The sequence below is a fragment of the Amazonocrinis nigriterrae CENA67 genome, from assembly GCF_016056305.1.
GTDB classification, from domain to species: Bacteria; Cyanobacteriota; Cyanobacteriia; order Cyanobacteriales; family Nostocaceae; genus Amazonocrinis; species Amazonocrinis nigriterrae.
This window is the reverse complement of the sequence record NZ_JAECZC010000108.1, coordinates 172,894-193,563: the sequence shown is the minus strand read 5'-3', so window position 1 is coordinate 193,563 and position 20,670 is coordinate 172,894. Positions and strand designations below refer to the sequence as shown.

The 20,670-nt window shown below is 40.8% G+C and carries 14 protein-coding genes; 5 read left to right on the top strand and 9 right to left on the bottom strand.

Annotation, left to right across the window (positions count from 1 at the left end; all coding sequences use genetic code 11):
- Window positions 1–43 precede the first annotated feature (43 nt).
- Window positions 44–961 carry a histone deacetylase family protein gene (locus I8748_RS33490; RefSeq protein ID WP_198128777.1) on the bottom strand — a complete coding sequence of 306 codons (918 nt, stop codon included), beginning with the start codon at window positions 959–961 and terminating at the stop codon, window positions 44–46.
- A gap of 179 nt (window positions 962–1,140) precedes the next feature.
- Between I8748_RS33490 and I8748_RS33485 the strand changes: the two genes are divergently transcribed.
- Window positions 1,141–2,154, top strand: coding sequence for a mechanosensitive ion channel family protein (locus I8748_RS33485; RefSeq protein ID WP_198128790.1), 1,014 nt, complete (start codon window positions 1,141–1,143; stop codon window positions 2,152–2,154).
- Window positions 2,155–2,218: 64 nt separating this feature from the next.
- Here the strand turns inward: I8748_RS33485 and I8748_RS33480 are convergent, their stop codons facing one another.
- Window positions 2,219–3,061, bottom strand: a complete 843-nt coding sequence (locus I8748_RS33480; RefSeq protein WP_198128776.1) for a leucine-rich repeat domain-containing protein — start codon at window positions 3,059–3,061, stop codon at window positions 2,219–2,221.
- Between the two features lie 193 nt (window positions 3,062–3,254).
- Between I8748_RS33480 and speB the strand changes: the two genes are divergently transcribed.
- On the top strand, window positions 3,255–4,310 hold the full coding sequence (gene speB / locus I8748_RS33475; protein ID WP_198128775.1) for an agmatinase SpeB: 1,056 nt from the start codon (window positions 3,255–3,257) through the stop codon (window positions 4,308–4,310).
- Window positions 4,311–4,363: 53 nt separating this feature from the next.
- Here the strand turns inward: speB and I8748_RS33470 are convergent, their stop codons facing one another.
- From I8748_RS33470 to cysC, 3 genes are all read right to left on the bottom strand, one after another.
- A complete protein-coding gene (locus I8748_RS33470) occupies window positions 4,364–5,341 on the bottom strand; it encodes a 50S ribosomal protein L11 methyltransferase (RefSeq protein WP_198128774.1) in 978 nt (325 codons plus the stop codon).
- A gap of 75 nt (window positions 5,342–5,416) precedes the next feature.
- A complete protein-coding gene (gene blaOXA / locus I8748_RS33465; protein ID WP_198128773.1) occupies window positions 5,417–6,274 on the bottom strand; it encodes a class D beta-lactamase in 858 nt (285 codons plus the stop codon).
- 127 nt (window positions 6,275–6,401) lie between these two features.
- Window positions 6,402–6,935, bottom strand: coding sequence for an adenylyl-sulfate kinase (gene cysC / locus I8748_RS33460; protein WP_198128772.1), 534 nt, complete (start codon window positions 6,933–6,935; stop codon window positions 6,402–6,404).
- A 398-nt stretch (window positions 6,936–7,333) separates the two neighbouring features.
- Here cysC and I8748_RS33455 point away from each other — a divergent pair, with 398 nt between their 5' ends.
- Entirely contained in the window at window positions 7,334–8,245 is a 912-nt protein-coding gene (locus tag I8748_RS33455) for an isopenicillin N synthase family dioxygenase (protein ID WP_198128771.1), read from the top strand.
- A gap of 100 nt (window positions 8,246–8,345) precedes the next feature.
- Here the strand turns inward: I8748_RS33455 and I8748_RS33450 are convergent, their stop codons facing one another.
- Together I8748_RS33450 and I8748_RS33445 are read right to left on the bottom strand one after the other, a co-directional pair.
- Window positions 8,346–9,119 (bottom strand): hypothetical protein, encoded by a 774-nt coding sequence (locus I8748_RS33450; protein WP_198128770.1) that lies wholly within the window; start codon window positions 9,117–9,119, stop codon window positions 8,346–8,348.
- A gap of 8 nt (window positions 9,120–9,127) precedes the next feature.
- Entirely contained in the window at window positions 9,128–10,447 is a 1,320-nt protein-coding gene (locus tag I8748_RS33445) for a cytochrome P450 (protein ID WP_198128769.1), read from the bottom strand.
- A gap of 90 nt (window positions 10,448–10,537) precedes the next feature.
- Between I8748_RS33445 and I8748_RS33440 the strand changes: the two genes are divergently transcribed.
- Window positions 10,538–12,214 (top strand): flavin monoamine oxidase family protein, encoded by a 1,677-nt coding sequence (locus tag I8748_RS33440; RefSeq protein ID WP_198128768.1) that lies wholly within the window; start codon window positions 10,538–10,540, stop codon window positions 12,212–12,214.
- 105 nt (window positions 12,215–12,319) lie between these two features.
- On the opposite strand, the gene ilvD is transcribed toward I8748_RS33440, so the two are convergent.
- Complete coding sequence (gene ilvD, locus I8748_RS33435; protein ID WP_198128767.1) at window positions 12,320–14,005, bottom strand: dihydroxy-acid dehydratase; 1,686 nt, start codon at window positions 14,003–14,005, stop codon at window positions 12,320–12,322.
- Between the two features lie 590 nt (window positions 14,006–14,595).
- Between ilvD and I8748_RS33430 the strand changes: the two genes are divergently transcribed.
- Window positions 14,596–14,937 carry a hypothetical protein gene (locus I8748_RS33430; RefSeq protein WP_198128766.1) on the top strand — a complete coding sequence of 114 codons (342 nt, stop codon included), beginning with the start codon at window positions 14,596–14,598 and terminating at the stop codon, window positions 14,935–14,937.
- On the opposite strand, the gene I8748_RS33425 is transcribed toward I8748_RS33430, so the two are convergent.
- A complete protein-coding gene (locus tag I8748_RS33425) occupies window positions 14,891–20,065 on the bottom strand; it encodes an nSTAND1 domain-containing NTPase (protein ID WP_198128765.1) in 5,175 nt (1,724 codons plus the stop codon). The two genes, I8748_RS33430 and I8748_RS33425, sit on opposite strands and share 47 nt — an antisense overlap.
- Window positions 20,066–20,670 lie beyond the last annotated feature (605 nt).

The following is a 20,670-nucleotide window of genomic DNA, read 5'->3' as shown; positions in this document are numbered from 1 at the left end:
CCCCCTCATCACCTCATCACCCCATCCCCCTATCCCCCTATCCCTAGAGTCGAAATTGGCGATAAACTTCACTAGCGGCGCGATGCAATAGAGAGTGACGCCAGACAAGAGACTTCATATCGTCAGCATAGCCGCCACCAATGACGCAGGCTACGGGATATCCACTACTGACACAGGTACTTAAAACCTGCATTTCCCTGCGAAAAATGCCAGCATCGGTCAAGGCTAACTTGCCTAAGCGATCGCCTATGTGGGGGTCAACGCCTGCATCGTAAAATACTAAATCAGGCTTGACATCCGATAATAAATCTGGTAGAAAATTCGCCAAAGTTTGTAAATAGGCATCATCTTCCATTCCTACTGATAGGGGAACGTCCAGATCGCTTTTTTGCTTTTTGTTGGGAAAATTAACATCACAGTGCATCGAGAAGGTAAAAACTGTCTCGTCGTCTTGAAAGATAAAAGCAGTGCCATCGCCTTGATGGACATCTAAATCTACAATGAGGATTTTTTGGACAAGTCCAAGTTTTTGCAGAACGCGAGAGGCGATCGCCAAATCATTGAAAATACAAAAACCAGACCCATAACTGGGAAAGGCATGATGGGTACCACCAGCAGTATTGCAAGCTAAACCCTGACTTAGTGCCAACTTAGCAGTCAGTATTGTACCACCAACCGCTACACAGGTACGATTAACCAATGCTGGACTCCAAGGCAGACCGATGCGGCGTTGTGCTTTGGGTTCTAGCGTACCCTCGCAGTAAGCTGTAACGTAGTTTGGGGTGTGAACTGTCTCGATTAACTCTTGAGGCGGACGCTTTGGCGTATGAAATTGTTCTGTTTGCGCCACACCCTCAGCTAAAAGTAATTCATAGAGTTTTCGGAACTTGGACATCGGGAAACGATGACCTTCAGGCAGCGGTGCAACATAATCTGGATGATAAATAATTGGCAGATCCATACTTATTAATAATTTTTAACCATAATCTTGACACTACTCCCTACTCCCTTCTAGCAAATATTTGAGTCTTCAAAACGACTTTTCAAACATCGCTTGAGGCACTAACAAGGTAAAATTTGGCAAGAATGACACCACACCTGTGGCTACATGAAATTTTTAATTCCCAATTTCAAATTTCTATGATTGACTGGATTTTACCTTTGGCATTGATTATATCTGGCTTGCTGTTCGGTGTAATTGGTGAGAAATTTATTTTCAAAAGACTAAAATTATTTGCTAGCAAGAAAAATATTCCTGGCAGCGAAATCATCTTTAAATCTCTGCAACGTATGCCATTTATATGGTTTGTACTTGCTGGGTTTTTAGGCGCAATTATTAGCGCACCTCTGAAGCCAGATATTATTAATTTATTGCAAAAAATCATTACGGTTGCTTTTTTGTTTTCAGTTACGTTAGTTTTGGCAAGGCTAACTGCTGGTTTTGTGATTCTATACACTCACAGGACAGAGGGGGTTACAGCATCACTAATTTCTAACGTCGCTAAAACTGCCGTTTTAGTTTTGGGCACTTTAATTTTGTTGCAAACTGTGGGTATTCAAATTACACCCATAGTCACAACTTTAGGAATTGGTGGTATAGCAGTAGGTTTGGCACTGCAAGACACTTTAGCAAATTTATTTTCTGGTTTTTACTTGATTCTTTCTAAACAGGTAAAAACTGGCGATTATGTCAAATTAGATAGTGGCCATGAAGGATACATAACAGATATTACTTGGCGCAATACAACTATTAAAGAGTTTTCTAATAACGTAATTATTGTACCTAATTCTAAACTAGCTTCGGCAATTTTTACTAATTACCATCTGCCAGTAAAAGAAATAACTTTAACCATGAATGTGGGCGTAAGTTACGATAGTGATTTGGAACAAGTTGAACGAATCACTGTAGAAGTTGCCAAAGAGGTGATGCAAGAAATTGCACCTGAATTAACAGCAAATGAGCCATATATTAGGTTTCATACTTTTGGGGATTTTAGTATAGATTTTACGCTTTATATGCGGGTAAGTGAATACTTCGACCAGCGTATTGGCAAACATTTATTTGTGAAAAAATTGCATAAACGCTACCAGCAAGCTGGAATTTCAATTCCTTTCCCTGTGCGAGATGTGTATGTGCAAAATAATAATGATTGACAGCATGACATGAAAACAGCATGACATGAAACTAATTTGTATATGGTTCGGTTTAGTTTGGATCTTACATACGGAAATAGAAATCTAGGATTTCTTTGGCATTGCCTGACGCTAAAATTTTAGGGGGAATAGGGACTAAATTACCACGAAGAGCCAGTATTTTGAGGTTGTTGAGTTGACCAATTTCTGCTGGCAGTTTCGTCATTTGATTGGAGTTGAGGTAAAGTTCGCGGAGGTTGTTGAGTTGACCAATTTCTGTTGGTAGCTTCGTCAATTCATTGGAGTGGAGGTAAAATTTGCGGAGGTTGGAGAGTTGACCAATCTCTGCTGGTAGCGTCGTCAGTTGATTAAAGCCGAGGGAAAGTTCACCGAGGTTTGTGAGTTGACCAATCTCTGCTGGCAACTTCGTCAGTTGATTCGAGTGGAGGTAAAGTTTGCGGAGGTTGGAGAGTTGACCAATCACTGCTGGCAGCGTCGTCAGTTGATTGTCGTTAAGGTCAAGTTCGGTCAGATTGGAGAGTTGACCAATCTCTGCTGGCAGCGTCGTCAGTTGATTGGAGTAGAGGTAAAGTTTGCTGAGGTTGGTAAGTTGACCAATTTCTGCTGGCAGCGTCGTCAGTTGATTGGAGTAGAGGTGAAGTTCGGTGAGTTTGGTGAGTTGGCCAATCTCTGCTGGCAGCATCGTCAGTTGATTGGAGTAGAGGTGAAGTTCGGTGAGTTTGGTGAGTTGACCAATCTCTGCTGGCAGCGTCGTCAGATGATTCAAGTTGAGGGAGAGTCTGCTGAGGTTGGTGAGTTGACCAATCTCTGCTGGCAGTATTTTTAAACCTTTAAGAGAAAGGTCTAATTCTGTCACTTTGTCTTTAGCTGCTTGTTCAATGATTTCTAGCACCTCTTCGTTAGTCATGAGCAGAGTATCTCCTAACTAGCACCAAGAAAGAGTTATAAAATTTTGTTGTATGGATATACTTTGAGACGTACTGTTTAAGGTGACAGCGATCGCCTTGAATTTAATCTTGCCAATGTGGCTTTTTATATTTACTCAACTACAATACAAGTGTCCATTGGTAATCTACCAAAGCAACGCTTATCAGTCATCAATGATTAATCAACTTCAAGACTATAACCCCAGCGACATAGGTGAAATTAATGGCAACCTCTTGGGTTTGCCGTTTGATTACGAGTCTGCAAATTTGATTGTTTTTGCCGTACCGTGGGAAGTCACGGTTTCCTACGGTGCAGGTACAGCCAATGGGCCACAGAGGATTCTCGATGCTTCGACTCAACTAGATTTATTCGATTTTGATCATCCTGATGGATGGAAACAAGGAATTTTCCTACAGGAAATTCCCCAAGATATTTTAGATAAAAACACATACTACCGTACCTTGGCAGCAAAAATTATTGAACGATTAGCGCAAGGCAAACCACTTACAGAAACGCCAGATTTAACTCCTGTCCTCACAGAAATTAATCAGGTTTGTCAACAGATAAATCAATGGCTGTTTGCACAGTGTCAGGAAGCAATTAACAAAGGTAAGCGAGTCGCAGTCATCGGTGGTGATCACAGTTCGCCGTTAGGTTATTTTCAAGCATTAGCAGCTAAATATTCCAATTACGGCATTTTGCACATTGACGCACATGCTGATTTACGCGACGCCTACGAAGGATTTGAATTTTCTCATGCGTCTATTATGTTCAATGCAATGAAAATACCGCAAATTTCTAAGTTAGTACAAGTGGGTTTGCGTGATATTTCTCACTACGAAGTGCAAATGATTAACGAATCTAATAATCGCATTGTCGCTTATTACGATCCAGCTATTAAACAAAAGCTTTATTCAGGAACAACTTGGATTGATTTATGTCGAGAAATTATCAATCATTTACCTGAATACGTTCATATTAGTTTTGATGTAGATGGACTCGATCCAAAACTTTGTCCGAGTACAGGTACTCCTGTTCCAGGCGGACTGGAATTAGAGCAAACTTTTTGTTTGTTCCGAGAAGTCGTAAATAGTGGTAGAAAAATTATTGGCTTTGACCTTTGCGAAGTCGGTGATGGTGAGTGGGATGGTAATGTAGGTGCGCGTATAGTTTACAAGCTGGCAAATTTGATGGATTTATCTCATTTGAAAGTGCTGAGTGCTGAGTAGGGGAGCAGGGGAGAACTCCTGACAACTGACAACTAACAACTGACAACTAACAACTAACTCCCAAGTCTATAAGCAAGTGCGACCCATTCGTTTAATCTTTCAGAATCGATGACTTCAAATCCTACTGCTGATAAAGCTGTCACAACATCTTCCTCGTGATCGGTGGTAAAACCAGCTGTAATTAGTAGTTTAGGGTCTGTGTGAGTTTGACGAAGCGATCGCTGATAATCTTCAGCAAGGGCAATATGCACTCGTGCTAGGATATTGGCGACTATCAGGTCAAATGCCTCTTGAGGCTCGATTTTGGATACATTGTTGATTGCTTCTCCACCCATCCAATGTCCCATATCGCTACCAGATCCCAGGCTTCCTTGTATAACTGTCACCTGCTGTTCAACGCCGTTACGATGTACAGCATCCTGAGTGGCTTGTACGGCAATGATGTCGTTGTCTAATGCTAAAACTGTTGCACCAAGCTTTGCCATTGCAACGCTCAAAATACCTGAACCCGACCCCAAATCAAGGACATGCATTTGAGGAACGATGTACCGCTCAAGCAGTTTTAGGGCGAGAATAGTTGCAGGATGCAGACCACTACCGAAGGCGAGGGTGGTCTTTAGTTTCAATATTATTTCGTCTGTTGCTTCAGATTCATCAGCTGCATCAGGAGCAACTACAACAAATTTTTTCCCAATGCGATGCACAAGAGGTTTAGGCTTGTCTACGCCTGTGAACTTCTCCTCAACTACAGCTGTTTCAACGGCTGTCGCAATTCCTGTACGGTGCAGTGGGGAAAGTAGATTGACAATTTTTTCTCTGCGTACCCTTGAATGGACATCGTAAGGTAAATACAAACGAATGGTAAACGACCAATGAGAGTCTATTACATCTGGTTCGGTTTGATCGCTTGGGCACTGTTCGTCATATTCGGTGATGTGAACATCATTCATATCGATGTTTTCAGCAAGCAGCGTACAAACCCAATCAACCGCTTCATGTGTTGTATCAAGGCTCAATTCCATTAACGGCATGTTATTTTCCTTTTGTAGCTGCATTGCTGTCAACAGTCATAAGTCATCAATCCACAATTTCCGCAGTCCTTTATTTTACAGCAATCCTAAAGCTTTAAAACTGCGGCGAGTAATTTCAATTCGAGCCGGAGCATCATCAGGATTACGCAAATTAATATTTGTAGCGAAGAAATATACATTATTGTTTTGTTCTAAAAATCCCACAAACCAACCAATATTAGGATTAACACTAGTTGCCCAACCTGTTTTTCCTCGCAGTACATAGTTTGGGGTGCTTTCAAAGACCATAATATCTTTAACTAAATCGAAAGTACGTTGAGAAAATAGTAAATCTTGGCGATATAGACGTTGCATAAACTCAATTTGTTGTCTGGGTGTAATTTGCAGTGGCCCTTCTAACCAAAATCGATCAATCTGTTCAGGTGTACCAATTTGACGGTTCCCATAGCCAACTTGATTGATAAATTTCTGCATCCGTTCATGACAGATTTTCCTCGCCAATACTTGATAAAAGCATACTGTTGAATTTTTGAAAGCTTGGCGGATATTCGTGTCTTGGTTCCAAGCAGGAATTTGGCGTTGAATGCCGTCCCAAGTCAATACAGCTACGTCATCTTTAATGACGCCAGTTTCTAACGCTACCAGAGAATTAAAAATTTTAAAAGTTGAAGCGGGAAAGAATGCTTGTGAGTTGCGAGCAGCGTTATGTTCGTAGAACTTTTTGTTGTTTTGGTCGTAAATTAGAATTGAACCTTCTATACCTAGTTCTCTAAATGAGCGTCCAAGGTCAACACTTTGAGCAACAGGGATTGTAGAAACAAGCGAGGATGTGTCAATTGCTTGAGATTGTGCAGATATACCTGGGAAACTAGCCATGTTAAGAAGTATGAGCAAGATGGGAGTTGCGATCGCAATAGCTGAGAATTTCCTCATGAGAAAATAATACAATAAAGTGTGTAAATACTTTATCAGACTAGGTTTCAGTCAACCGATTTAAACAATAATTACAACAGATGGATTTATAGTAACTGAATGCGAAAGAAAATTTTAAATCCAACATTCAAATTGGTATATAGCCATATTCTTCTAGTGCTTTGATTACTTTTGCGATACTTTCATTTATAGTTTCATATTGAGTATTACAAGTAATTTCTGGATTTAAAGGTTCTTCATAAGGACTATCAATACCTGTAAATTCTTTAACTTTTCCGGCTCTGGCTAATGCGTATAATCCTTTGACATCCCGTTGTTCACAAGCTTCTAAAGATGCTTTGACATAAACTTCAACAAAGGTCTGATTCATGTGTCGTACTTCGTTGCGGACATCTCTATAAGGGCTAATTGCAGCCACAATAGCAATAACCTGATTCCGACTCAACAGACTAGAAACAAACCCAATTCGCCGAACGTTTGTATCTCGGTCTTTTTTACTAAATCCTAATTCAGAAGACAAATAAGTCCGAACTGTATCCCCATCTAATACTTCTACCCGACAACCCCGTGCCTTTAACTCCAATGCCACGCCTTTTGAAATTGTGGTTTTACCAGCACCAGAAAATCCTGTAAACCATAGGGTAAATCCTGAATAATTCATAATTTCGCCTACTTTATTTATAGCAAAGTTAATTAAATTATTATACAATATGCAAAAGCAGCCTTTTAAATATCTAAAATATTAGATAATATTAAATTTTTTCTGTCAATTTACTTTTAAATTTATGAGTTTTTATAATAAATGTTAAAATCAGAGCTAATTTAAGATAAAAAATTATATATATTTTTATTTTATCAAGCAATATATTATTAGTAAAATCACAGAATTTATGAAAAGTTTATATTATTATTATTTTATTTGATCAATTAATACGGTTAAGTTCAGGTATTTATCTCACCTAATTTTTCAAGGCAGGTACTGCTGGTACAGGGTATTGAGTGCTGAAAAAAGATTCTAAGCTTTGATATTAGTAATAGCGATGTCAAACAGCTGATTATATGTTTACAATTCCAGTAATTGATTTAGCTACCTTCACTAATGGTGATCAAAAAAGTCGGCAAACTGTAGTCAAACAAATTTATCAAGCTTGTCATGAAATTGGCTTCATGTACTTGCAAAATCCAGGAATCTCAAGAGAATTGGTTCAGCAAGTATTCACCCAAAGTGAATCTTTCTTCAATTTACCTTTGACAGTCAAACAGCAACTAGCTTGGAGTAATGAATTCAACAACACAGGTTATGTTGGTATTGAAAGAGAACGCCTCGACCCTAATAAACCAGGTGATTTAAAAGAAGCGTTTAATTTAGGTAAATCCGAATTAGTTTCTCGCCAGGTATCTTCGATTTCTCCAGCCAAAGACCCTGCAATTATAGCCTTCTATGAAGCTTGCACAGAAATTGCTAACACAGTTTTGCAAGTATTTGCTTTGGCGTTGGAATTGCCAGAAGATTTTTTTACTATACGACACAATCAACAACAGCATACCTTGCGATTGCTGCACTATCCCCCATTAAAAATACCAGCTAAACCCGAACAAGTGCGTGCGGGTGAACATTCTGATTATGGGAGTATAACTTTACTTTTCCAAGATCAAGTCGGAGGTTTGGAAGTGCAAACAACTTCAGGAGAGTGGATTGCAGCCCCTTCAATTCCTGATACAGTAGTGGTCAACACTGGCGATTTAATGCAAAGATGGACAAATCATATTTTTTGCTCAACCAAACATCGAGTGATCATTCCCAATGACAATAGGGTGAAACAGTCGCGGTATTCTATCGCTTTTTTCTGTCATCCTAATGATGATACAGAAATTGCTTGTTTGGATTCTCACAAAGACCAGTCTATTTATCCACCCATCCTTGCAGGAGAATATCTTTTACAACGGTTGCAAGCAACTTATGGAACCTAATAGTATTTTGGATTTTAGATTTTAGATTGTCAATCGCCTTCTGCGTCTAGGTTTTGTGAAGGTATCTCTCGCAAACATTTTTTAAATTGGTATAAATTATCTACCTGCTTAATTTAATTTTTGGTAATTTTATATCCATTGTATCTGATGCAATTAAGTCTGCGGCTTCTTGTAAAAGCTCTTTTTGTTCTTGTTGAATAACTGCTAATCGGTTAGAAATTTCTGCTAATCTTTGCTGCTTATTTTGAGAAAGCATTTGAGTATCTGTAGGTAGAAAAAGTTGTGTATTATCAGTTTGTTTAGCAGGTGTTATTTTCTGAATAACTAAACTGCTAACTTTGGTCAAGGATAAAAAGCTAATTTTTAGAAAACTGGAAATTAATTTTAACGGTAATTGTAATATTGACCAACTTGCTGTTTCAATCAAGCGGATAATTGCTTTGATGATACTCCAAATCAGAGCTAGACCAAAAAGCAGAATTACTAAACTAATAATTGGATGATTAACTGCCCAATTTAGTATTTGAATCAGTCGCAATAATGTAGGGTGTTGTATTAGCCAATTATTCACAGAGTCAGTGATGACTCCGCCAATACCTTCAGCGATCGCATCTTTAACTGCTGCCGATGTTGTATTCTTGACTTGTTCGGCTGTTTGCCAACTTTGTTCTAGAGAACCTTTAGCTTCCTCAAGAGAAGTCGTAACTGTATCAATTGCTTTATTAGTCGTTTGCGTGGCGTTTGTCTTTAGAGACTCTCCGACTTGTTGTGCTGAGTTGGTGAAAGAATTAACGCCTTCACCAACAAAAATTGTGAAGTTTTGCAAAGCTTGCAAAACTCCGTCAGGCAAATGTATGTCTACTTGAGATGCCATAGAATATTTCACCGAGGCTGAAATCGAACTCGCAACCCATCTTTGGGGTGATTCGTGGGCAGTCGCACTATATCTAAACTTTGATTAGGCAATATCTCCCAATGATAGCCACGTAGAAGATGGGCAAGAACAATCTTCATTTCCATTTTGGCAAAGGCTATGCCTATACAGATGCGTGGCCCACCACCAAAACCAATTAAACTAAAAGGATATTGTTTATTTTCTTGACGCTGGGGGCTGAAACGGTCTGGATCAAAACGTTCTGGTTGAGGGTAAATTTCCTCTAGGCGGTGAGTTACGGTTATTGAATAAAGCAATTGCCAACCAGCTGGAACATAAAAACCATTATATTCAAACTCTTTGACAACACCACGGAACCCCCCATTAACAGGCGGATAAAGTCTCTCAACTTCCGAGAAAATTTGCTCTAAATAAGGCATTTGATTTAATTGTTCTAAGTCTAAACCACCTTTACTCGCAAGTTGTAATTGTTCTTCTCTAGCACGTTGTAAAATTTCTGGATTCCTAGCCAATTCTAGACATATCCAAGTCAGCATAGAAGTTGTAGTTTCATGTCCTGCAAAGACTAACAGTACTGCTTGGGCAATCAGTTCTTTCTCAGTTAAGCTGTTACCATCTTCATCTTTAGCTTGTATTAATAAACTCAAAGCGTCTTTAGTAGGATGTTGCTGACGTTCTTTAACAACTTTGGCAATATATTCTAGAATCTGATTGCGAGCTGCTATAGCTTTACCCAGTGTAGTAAATGGTAAAGGTAGGGGATTAATCGCAAAAAAACCATTTGTCAAGTCTTTAAATAACTGACTAAATCGCTGATTATCAGAACCAGCATTAGTACCTATCAATAACTGACTAGCAATATCAAATGTTAGTTGTTTAAATTCGTCCATCCAAGTAAATTCTTGTTTCTCCTCCCATTTTTTCAAATAACCAAGTGTAATATTCTCCATTTTGCTTACATAATTTGCCAATGCTGGCCCATGTAGCGCTGGCATCATCAGGCGACGGTTTTTACGGTGTTCCTCTCCATCTTGCAGAAACAGTGATTCACCTAACAAGGTTTTGAAATTCTTGGGCCATCCCTCACGCCAAGAAAAATACTCCATATGTTTGGCAAGTACAAATTCAACTACTTCTGGCCCTGCTATCACTACAGTGGGTTTGCCAAGAAGATTAGTTTTAAAGATCGGCCCGTATTGGCGATAGCGCTTGTTAACAAAGCGGTAAGGATCAGAAATAAAGCCAAGTGTCTCACCTAAAAAAGGTAGACCGAAACTTCCTGGTGGTAGTAGTTGCTCTTTGGTCATATGTTAATTGAATTAGCTTGTCACAAAAAATAACTTTGTTTAAGATGAATTAATAATATTTAAAACTTATCAACAATAGAGGTGCCCTCAATGGCTAGGTCTGCAATGTTAGTATCTTTGCGACGCGCTTATAAGATTGCGAGAGCATCGATTAAAATGGGTATTCCCACGGATGAATTAGTTGATATTTTAAAACAAAAAACTAATCGTCGGCGAATACTTTACGGAGGTTTGGGATTAGCAAGTGCATTTGCTACGGTTACTTGGCGTAATGCACGTAATTCTACTGCTTTTGCCACGATTCCTAAAGTGCTGGTAGTGGGTGCAGGAATTGCTGGATTAACTGCTGCATACCGCCTGCGGCAAGCTGGAGTTCCTGTAGACATCATTGAGGCTAGGAACCTTGTCGGTGGTCGAATACGTAGTTTACCGAACGCAGCAAGTACTGGCATTACGGTAGAAATCGGTGGAGAATTTGTTGATACAGATCATACAAGTTTGCAAACATTAGCGACAGAACTAGGTTTAACAATAGCTGATTTAAGTGCTGCTGATGAAGGATTAGTCAAAGAAACATGGTATTTTCAAGGACGTAAAATTTCCGAATTAGAAATTATTACTTACTTCATTCCTTTAGCAGAGAAAATTGAACAAGATTTAGCTGCTATTGGTGATGAATCTGTAAATTATCGTTCTCACAATCAAGCAGCGATCGCTTTAGATCATACATCAATTACACAGTATTTAGCACAAGCACAAGTTCATCCAATACTGCAAGAAATGCTGGATGTTGCTTACACTGCTGAATATGGTCGAGACGCAGCAGAACAATCTTGTTTAAATCTGCTGTTTTTGATTGGTACTAATACTGATGAATTTTCAGTTTATGGGGAAAGCGATGAACGTTACACCATTCGTGGTGGTAACGAACAAGTACCCCGTCTGTTAGCAAATTCTTTAGCAAATAGTATCGAAATAGATACAGAATTAGAAGCTATTAGTATTCGTCCAGATGGTCGCTATCGAGTTAGTTTACGGTCTGGCTATAGAACTTTTAATCGTACCTATGAAAAAATTTTACTGACATTGCCTTTTAGCACTTTACGCTTAGTGGCGCTGAATGTCAATCTACCACCAGTCAAACAAAAAGCGATCGCAGAATTAGGATATGGCACGAATGCGAAATTAATTACAGGCTATCAACAAAAATTCTGGCGGACTCGCTATAATTCAACCGCAGCAACCTTTATTGATACAGGCTACCAAAACACTTGGGAAGCCAGCCGCTACCAACCCGGCCCCAAAGGTGTGATTACTCAGTTTACTGGTGGTCAAAATGGTTTATCTTTGGGCAAGGGTTCAGCAGAATCTCAAGCCCAAATATTGCTGCCACAATTAGAGCAGATTTTCCCCGGAATTACAAACCAGCGCCAAGGCCAAGCCATTCGCGCCTATTGGCCTGGTGAACAGTATACACAAGGCTCCTATAGCTGCTATTTGCTAGGACAGTGGACAACAATAGCTGGAGTTGAACAAAAACGTGTAGGCAATTTATTTTTTGCTGGGGAACACTGCTCTGAATCTTATCAAGGTTATATGGAAGGCGGCTGTCAAACAGGTGAAGTTGCAGCCAAGAGAATCCTCAAAGATTTAGGTTTGCAAAATCCCCGTACTCTACAGCAACAGCCAATTAATAATTATCAACCACATCGGTATCGCAAAATTCCCAGACATCAGCGTTTTTCTGAGGACTTGACTGAAGAGTAGGGAGTAGGGAGTGGGGAGTGGGGAGTGGGGAGTGGGGAGTTAGGAGTTGGGAGTTAGGAGTGAAAAATTATCCCCCTCATCCCCCTCATCCCCCTCATCTCCCTTTTAAAACAAATCCAAATCAGTGACAGCACCAAGACTACTAGAAGCAACCAACTTAGCATATTTAGCTAACACACCTTTGGTGTAACGTGGTGCAGGGGGTTGCCAATTAGCACGGCGACGAGCTAATTCTTCATCAGAGATATTTAACTGCAATAAACGTGCAGGGGCATCAATGGTAATACTATCGCCTTCAACTACCAGCGCGATCGCACCACCAACTGCCGCTTCTGGTGCAACATGACCCACTACCATCCCATAAGTACCACCAGAAAATCTGCCATCGGTAATTAACCCCACAGCATCACCTAAACCAGCACCAATAATTGCTGAAGTCGGTGCCAACATTTCCCGCATCCCTGGCCCTCCTTTGGGGCCTTCGTAGCGAATCACCAAAATATCACCCGGTTGAATCTTTCCTGCCAAAATTGCCTCTAAGGAAGCTTCTTCTGATTCAAACACCCGTGCTGGCCCAGTTATTACTGGCTTTTTGACTCCAGTTATTTTCGCTACAGCACCTTCTGTTGCCAAATTCCCTTTGAGAATCGCTAGGTGTCCTTGAGAATACATCGGATTATCCCACGGACGAATCACATCTTGGTCAGCAGGTGGTTCTGTTGGTATATCTACCAAGACTTCAGCTATGGTTTGACCACTAATGGTCAAGCAGTCGCCATGTAGTAAATCATGCTGTAGTAGCATTTTCATCACTTGGGGAATACCACCAGCTTTATGTAAATCTGTGGCTACATATCTACCGCTTGGTTTCAAATCACATAAAACTGGCACACGGGCGCGGATGGTTTCAAAGTCATCCAATGTTAACTCTACTTCGGCAGCACGGGCGATGGCCAAAAAATGCAAGACGGCATTGGTGGAACCACCCACAGCCATGATGACACTAATGGCATTTTCTATGGATTTGCGGGTAATAATTTGCCTGGGTAAGATTTGCTTTCTGATGGCTTCGACCAGAACAAAAGCTGATTTTTCTGTACTGTCGGCTTTTTCGGCATCTTCTGCTGCCATTGTGGAGGAATAAGGTAAACTCATGCCCATGGCCTCGAAAGCTGAGGACATGGTGTTAGCTGTGTACATGCCACCGCAGGAACCTGCCCCAGGACAAGCCTGACTTTCTACTGCTAATAGTTCTTTTTCGTCAATTTTGCCTGCACTGTATTCACCAACGGCTTCAAAAGAACTGACAACGGTTAAGTCGCGTCCGTTGTAGTGACCGGGTTTAATTGTGCCACCGTAGACGAAGATACCAGGGATATTCATACGAGCGATCGCTAGCATTGCCCCTGGCATGTTTTTATCGCAACCACCTATGGCTAGTACTCCGTCCATGCTTTGCCCACTACAGGCGGTTTCTATGGAGTCTGCAATGACTTCCCGTGATACGAGGGAATATTTCATCCCTTCGGTTCCCATAGAAATTCCGTCGCTGATGGTGATTGTGCCAAATATTTGCGGCATTGCCCCAGCATTTTTGATGCCTATTTCTGCTCTTTGGGCTAGTTGATTGATTCCCATGTTGCAGGGGGTGATTGTACTGTAGCCGTTGGCTATACCGACTATGGCTTTGTTGAAATCTTCGTCTTTAAAACCTACTGCACGCAGCATAGCTCGATTTGGCGATCGCTGCACTCCTTGCGTCACTACTTGGCTTCTTAAATTCTCTGACATTGTTTTTTCACCCATTGCTCTGGTCTCAAGCAAATCTCTGTACGAGTATCATAGATAGACTTCTTTGAGATGTCCAATATATATTTATTTAAGTTTAAAACTTATAAAGTATCAAAAATATGGAACTACGACACCTGTGCTACTAGTTCACCACGCAAATTTTGACTCTTGAAGACCGCTTAAAGGGAAAAGGGGAAAGGGAAAGAAATTAAAAACATCCGCCCCTTTTCCCCTTACCCTTTCCCTGTGCCTGTCAAAATCTTTTTGGCAGGCTACTACTCTATTGCTGTAGCTGAGGAACTATGGCAAAGTGCTGAGTGCTGAGTACTGAGTAGAAAGCAAGTTATTTCAAGGCTTCGAGCAATCAGCACTGTCCTAAACTATGCTTCGACTGCTTTACTATCTCTAAGTTAAAGTTCGTTACTCAGAAAACTGCATAAAAAAACTGAACTGAATCTATTAAGTCACTGAAGGGTTTTAAACCGATAATCTGGAATGCCATTACCTGCGCTTGTAGCTAAGTATCTGCAAAGGGACAGGCTGACTAGTAGTTCAGCTTTAAGTACATATTAAAGAGGAAAAGGTTTGATATGCAAAAGCAAGTTTTGAGTGTAGTGATCCCCTTGGCAACAATATTATTCAGTGCATTACCGAGTTTGGCAAATACAACAGAATCTCCTATATCTAAAGTTGGGAATTTACAATCAGTTGTTGCAAAACCAGAATTTGCAGCTCCTGTGACTAATAATCAACTCATTCATCTTGGTGGCGCTAATGAATCACCTGGCCCAACCGGTATTAAGCCAGGAAAAGGCCCAGGGCCCAATCCTCCTCGCAGAGATCCCTTGTTGCAACTCGGTACAGGCTTACAAAATACTGTCAATTCTAGCCCCGTAAATCTGAACATAGAAAACCCCGTTCTTGATCACTAATCTTAGGGTTAGTTTTGAGGTAATCATCTAACAATTCACAACTGCGAATCAGAAGATGATCTAAATCTTGGGTTTGCAGTTCTGTGCTAAGAAGACGCCAAAGTTTAGCTTTACCATCAAAACTGGCAGAAGCCAAAAATTTACTATCGGGGCTAAAACTGACGCTCAATACTGCATCAGTATGCCCCAAAAAAGTTTTGAGTTCTCTACCATTACGATTCCACAGTTTGATGGTTCCATCACCACTAGCTGAGGCTATCAGCTTGCCATCATGATTAAAGCTGACGCTCAACACGCCATCAGTATTTCCTGTCAGAGTTTGTTGTAAAGCCCCATTACTAACTTGCCAAAGCTTGATAGTTTTGTCAGAACTAGCCGAGGCCAGTACTTCACCATCAGGGCTAAAACTAATGGCATTGACAGCATTGGTGTGTCCTGGCAAAGTGTACAGCAACTTGCCGTCCTGAACTCTCCAAAGTTTCACCGTATGATCTCTACTGGCTGAGGCCAGAAGTTGACCATCAGGACTGAAACTCACGCTCAAAACTTCAGCCGTATGTCCTAGGAAAGTTTTAATTAAAGCTTTTGTTTGCACATTCCAAAGTTTAACAGTCATATCAGCACTGGCGCTCGCCAGAATTTGACTGTTAGGACTAAAACTGAGACTATTGACTTCGCGGCCATGCCCTTTGAGGGTTTTAATCATATAGCCGTCACGAGTCCGCCAAAGTTTAATGTAATGGTCTTGACTAGCTGAAGCCAAGGTCTCGCCGTCGGGACTGAAGGCTAAGCCATAGACATCAGCACTATGTCCATAAATTGAAGTACTGTAACCTTCCAGAGTTTGGCGCAAAGTCCCGTCACGCCGCCAAAGTTTGATAGTAGTATCTTGACTGGCGGTGGCTAGAGTTTGCCCATCAGGGCTAAAACTCACATTATAGAGTTTACCTTGATGTCCAGTTAGAGTTTTGAATAAAGGATCATATAGCTGCCAAAGTCTAACAGTTTTATCAGCACCAGCCGAAACTAAAGTTTGGTTATCGGGGCTAAAACTGGCGCTGTAGACTGCAATGCTATGTCCTAGTAAAGTTTGGCGTAAAGAGCCGTCTTTCAGGTTCCAGAGTTTGATGCTGCTATCAGCGCCAGTGGAAGCTAGGGTTTGACCATCATGACTAAAGTTGACGCTGAGAACCTCTGCACTGTGGGCGGCAATTATTCTTAATAAACTACCATCTTGACGCCACAGTCTCACAGTTTTATCTTCACTGGCTGAAGCTAGAGTTTGACCATCGGGGCTAAAAGCAATACTAGAGACTGGGGCACTATGCCCAAGGAGTGTTTGCCGCAACAGTCCATCGCTAACACTCCAAAGTTTAACAGTTTTGTCTGCACTAGCGATCGCTAGTATTTTACTATCAGGGCTAAAACTGACACTATTGACAAAATCGCTATGAGGGCTAAAAGTTCTCAGCAGCTGTCCGTCGCTAACCTTCCAGATTTTAGCAGTGCCATCAGCGCTACCAGTAGCGATGATTTGACTATTGCTAGACCAAGATAAGCTCAGAACTTCCGCAGTATGACCGTTGAGCGTTCTCATTAAAGCGCCGTCGCTAGTTCTCCACAGCTTGACACTATGGTCAAAACTAGCAGTCGCAATCATCTGGCCATCAGGACTGAAACTGACACTCCGCACTGTATCAGTATGCCCGATTAATGTTCGCAGCTTTGTGCCATCCCGTCCCCAAACTATGGCTGTTTTGTCGTTACTGGCTGATACAATTGTTTTGCCGTCAGGACTGAAACTCACGCTCAATACTTCAGCGCTATGTCCTTCCAAGCGGTTACGCTCTTGAGTTCCAGAAATTACTTGTTGCAGGATACTCAGAGTCTGAGTTTGCACTTGGGCTGGTGCGCCAAGAGTATTTTTTAGCTGTTTACCTGCTTTGACACTAACCATCAGTGCTTCTAGTTGCTGATGTAATAAAAGATTAGCTTGAGATGAGGCATTTAAAGCTTCAATTTCTCGCAGTTGGGCTGCTTGGGATTTCCAATAGGCTAAGCCACCGAAACAGACAGATGCTAATCCCAAAACACTGAGTGCAACGACAGCCGTTTGGGCTTGCTTGAGTCTTCTTTTCTCTTGTAGTTGCTGTTGTTTTCTTTGTGCTAAGCAAGCTTCAATAAAGTGTTGGACATCAGCAGAAAGTTCATCAGTGTATTTAATATAGATATCTTCTGCTTCGGCTAGTCGCACTCCTTGCAACAAGAAATCAGCTTGTTGATGACGTTGCAACCATAGTTGGGAAGCCTGCTCAATTTGCCTTTGTTTTCGCAAGCGATCGCGGTTTTCTTCTAACCACCAGCGTAAAGTTGACCAATGGCGAATGAGGATTTCATGGGCAACTTCTACTGTTATAGGGGAAGCGGACAAGGAAGATACAGGAGAAGTTTTGGGTTGTTCTGGTGGGGTACTGTTTGTGTTGTCTCCTTTACTATTGGGAAAAATATTTGTATCTTCTTCTAAATTCATCACTACTAACTTGGCAGTAGTTAAAGCGTTGAGGGTTTTTTCTACCAAGGCGGCTGGATATTTTTTGACTATCAACTCTGATTTATATACTCGCCTGCGAGTATCTTCTGTACCCTCACCTAGTTGCGTCAAAGATAAAAAAATCCACTTAGCACACTCCCGCATTTGGGGATCTAAACTTTCGTAAACAGCCTGAGATGATCGCTCTAATGCTCCTTTAATTCCGCCTAGTTGCTCTTGATAGGTCTGTAAAGTCAATTCACCAGCAACTCGATGTTGCCATAATTGCTCTAAAACAAATTCTAGTAACGGTAAATCTCCTGGTGAGTAATTTAGCTCTCGCAACAATACTTCCACCAGTTCTGGTTCTATTTTTAACCCGACTTGTTGAGCTGGGTTAATAATCACCCGCCGATAATCATCTAAACTCAGCTTCGGTGGAACTAATACGCTTAAATCCTGCAAAGCCTGAGCCAGTGCTGGGACTTCTAAACAGGAGGCCATAAAATCTGTGCGTAAAGTGATAATTAATTTGAAGCGATCGCCAGCATATTGTACTGCTCCCAGCAATAATTCTAAAAATAGCTCTCTGTCTGGGGTTGGAGCTAGGGTGAAGAGTTCTTCAAACTGATCTACCACTAGTACCATAACTGGGTGGGGTTGGTTGCGTATCCAGTAAACAAATGCTTCTATTCCTTGGTGAAATATTCCTTCTAATAAAAGATGGGGAGATGAAAAGTTTTCCCCCTGGTCTCCTACTCCTCCCCCAAGCCGCCGTGCTAAAGCTTCTAGAGGATTTGCTCCTGGACGAATGCTTTTAATCCACCATTGTTCGCTACCAGGTATTTGTTTACCCCATCGCAGTTGGGGAATTACACCAGCTTGCACAATTGAAGATTTACCGCTTCCAGAAGCACCAATGACGGCTAGAAAAGAGCGATCGCGTAGTTGGTGAATTAACTGCTGAGTTAAAGCTTCTCTGCCGTAAAAATATTGACTATCTTCTTCAGAAAAAGCACTTAGCCCCATGTAAGGGCATACTCCCAAATCCAATCCTGTGGTTGATTCTTGTGTGTTTCCATAAGTTTTGGCTCGGAGAATTTCTATAATACCTTGTGTGCCTGATAGCCAGATGTATAGAGGAACACCGCTATCTGCTAAGGACAATTGTAGTTGAGCGATTGCTCCGGCTGCTGAGAGTCCATCTGCTTGGGAAGCCGCCATCAAAGTATCGAGAAATTTCTGAGCAAAGCGTTCTGGTGCATCAGCGCCTGAAGTGTAAGCGATTAAACATTGTCCTTGGTGGGAGTCAATTTGCAAATCTTCTACCCAATTTTGCAAAGATGTATTAACGACAGGACAATCGAGGATGACAATTTGTTGAACTGTACATAGGCGTAGCTGTTGTTTCAACCAAGAACGCTTGATGCGGATATTGTCTCCCAGTAATAACCATTCCCCTGCGTCAGTTTCTTCAATTCGTCCCCGTAGATAAAGCAGAATAACTTCTGATGCTGGTTGTTGTAAATGATGAGCGATCGCTTCTTTGATATGATCAGCGGATACTTTTGTTGCTGGCAAATACTCCAGTGCAAAACCCCCAGCACTACCTAAAAATTTACTAATATCTAGTGTTGTTTTGCTAACTGAAAATCCCTCTACTACTATTCCTATCCTGTCATGCACCCCAGGAGTTGCCTTGGTTAATTTTTTACCTACAATTAGTTCTCCAACTCCCTCAACAATTCTTTTAGGAGTTTGCAAAGGATATTCTCGAAAGATTTGAGTTTCTCCTTTGCTTTTTTTTTGTTGGTTAATTAGCCGTAGCTGTTGATTAATTTTATCTATATATTGCAGAGTTTTATAATATACATATCTATACAAATTATCTACAGAAATCAAGCCTTGGTTATCTGCTGCTTCTCCTTGCAGTCCTTTAATTAAATAATAAGTAAATACTCCATGTCCCAAATCAGAAAATTCCCATGATTGCTGATTATTGTCGCAGGAAAGCAAAGCATAAAAACCTTTGGTTTTAGCAGCACATTGTTGTAATAACTCAACCATTTTTGGTGTAGAATTCAGCAATGGTTCTATTGTTTTACCCCTGAGCGTCATTCCGCCACTATGACAAGCATCTAACCAAACAAGCTGATTTTGTGCCCCACTATTACCCAATAATTGCAAAAGTTCTTGTAAAGCTAAAGCTGTATTTTTTAGATCAGATTTTTGAGTATCTGCCAAACACAAAAATACTTGCTGTGTATTTAGTTCTAGAATTCCATGTCCAGAAAAATAAAATAAAATAGTATCAATAGGTTGGGCCGCTTCTGTAATTTGTTGGAGATTGACACGGATATTTTCTAAAGATGGTGAGTGGGGTGCAAAATCATGGTAAATTTTAACTTCCGTTTGGGTAAATTGTGCGGCTGCATCTACCAATGCTTCTGCTAATCTCTGACAATCTACTGTTGAATAATTAAGGCTGGGTAGTCCGTCATCTTGGTATTTACTGACTCCCACCAATATGAGCCACAGCTTAGGAGTTGCAGTTTGTTGAACTGAAGTTGAGCGACCGGGAATACCAATTGGTGACATTATTTGAATTGATATTTATAAGATAAACATTTCGCCATTAAAACTTGTACTTTTTCGCCGAATAGACCAGCAAAAACTTGGGTAATTTGGGTAGATTTTTTACATCCTTGATGATAACGCGATCGCTAATTTATAGTATATATACTATAAAAATCCATTCCAAACTCAGCTTGTGTCATAAAGTTTGTGTAGGGGTCATGTAACGCTTTCACTTTTCCTATAGGTTGTGTCTCTATTTTTTATGCATCCTCGACCCTGATTCGCCGACTTTGACTGATTTCACTTTCAGCCCCTTTTCCCAAGCATTGAAACAGCCTATATTGCTGGGATTGTTTTTGCCCATTCATTGGTGTCAACTTAACGCAAAACTGATATCCCACAAGGAACTGAAGTTCAAGGCGGGTTATGAAGCCAGCAGTTATAGCATAAGCCTTGGTTGTTAGGACATCAACAGATGATAAAACTTAGACACAAAAAGATTTTTCACCCAGTACCCAGTCACCAGTACCCAGTCCCCTGCTATATATCGTGTCAGATTGATTAGAAATCAATTGCAAGCGAAACACTCTCAGAACTTACGCACAGGTAACGAAAAATCGTAGACG

Coding starts and splice junctions, on each gene's coding strand:
- cysC (WP_198128772.1), bottom strand. CDS start 6,935: ATGAATTATTCAGGATTTACCCTATGGTTTACAGGATTTTCTGGTGCT.
- I8748_RS33455 (WP_198128771.1), top strand. CDS start 7,334: ATGTTTACAATTCCAGTAATTGATTTAGCTACCTTCACTAATGGTGAT.
- I8748_RS33490 (WP_198128777.1), bottom strand. CDS start 961: ATGGATCTGCCAATTATTTATCATCCAGATTATGTTGCACCGCTGCCT.
- I8748_RS33425 (WP_198128765.1), bottom strand. CDS start 20,065: ATGTCACCAATTGGTATTCCCGGTCGCTCAACTTCAGTTCAACAAACT.
- I8748_RS33480 (WP_198128776.1), bottom strand. CDS start 3,061: ATGACTAACGAAGAGGTGCTAGAAATCATTGAACAAGCAGCTAAAGAC.
- speB (WP_198128775.1), top strand. CDS start 3,255: ATGATTAATCAACTTCAAGACTATAACCCCAGCGACATAGGTGAAATT.
- I8748_RS33430 (WP_198128766.1), top strand. CDS start 14,596: ATGCAAAAGCAAGTTTTGAGTGTAGTGATCCCCTTGGCAACAATATTA.
- I8748_RS33470 (WP_198128774.1), bottom strand. CDS start 5,341: ATGCCGTTAATGGAATTGAGCCTTGATACAACACATGAAGCGGTTGAT.
- I8748_RS33440 (WP_198128768.1), top strand. CDS start 10,538: ATGGCTAGGTCTGCAATGTTAGTATCTTTGCGACGCGCTTATAAGATT.
- ilvD (WP_198128767.1), bottom strand. CDS start 14,005: ATGTCAGAGAATTTAAGAAGCCAAGTAGTGACGCAAGGAGTGCAGCGA.
- I8748_RS33485 (WP_198128790.1), top strand. CDS start 1,141: ATGATTGACTGGATTTTACCTTTGGCATTGATTATATCTGGCTTGCTG.
- blaOXA (WP_198128773.1), bottom strand. CDS start 6,274: ATGAGGAAATTCTCAGCTATTGCGATCGCAACTCCCATCTTGCTCATA.
- I8748_RS33445 (WP_198128769.1), bottom strand. CDS start 10,447: ATGACCAAAGAGCAACTACTACCACCAGGAAGTTTCGGTCTACCTTTT.
- I8748_RS33450 (WP_198128770.1), bottom strand. CDS start 9,119: ATGGCATCTCAAGTAGACATACATTTGCCTGACGGAGTTTTGCAAGCT.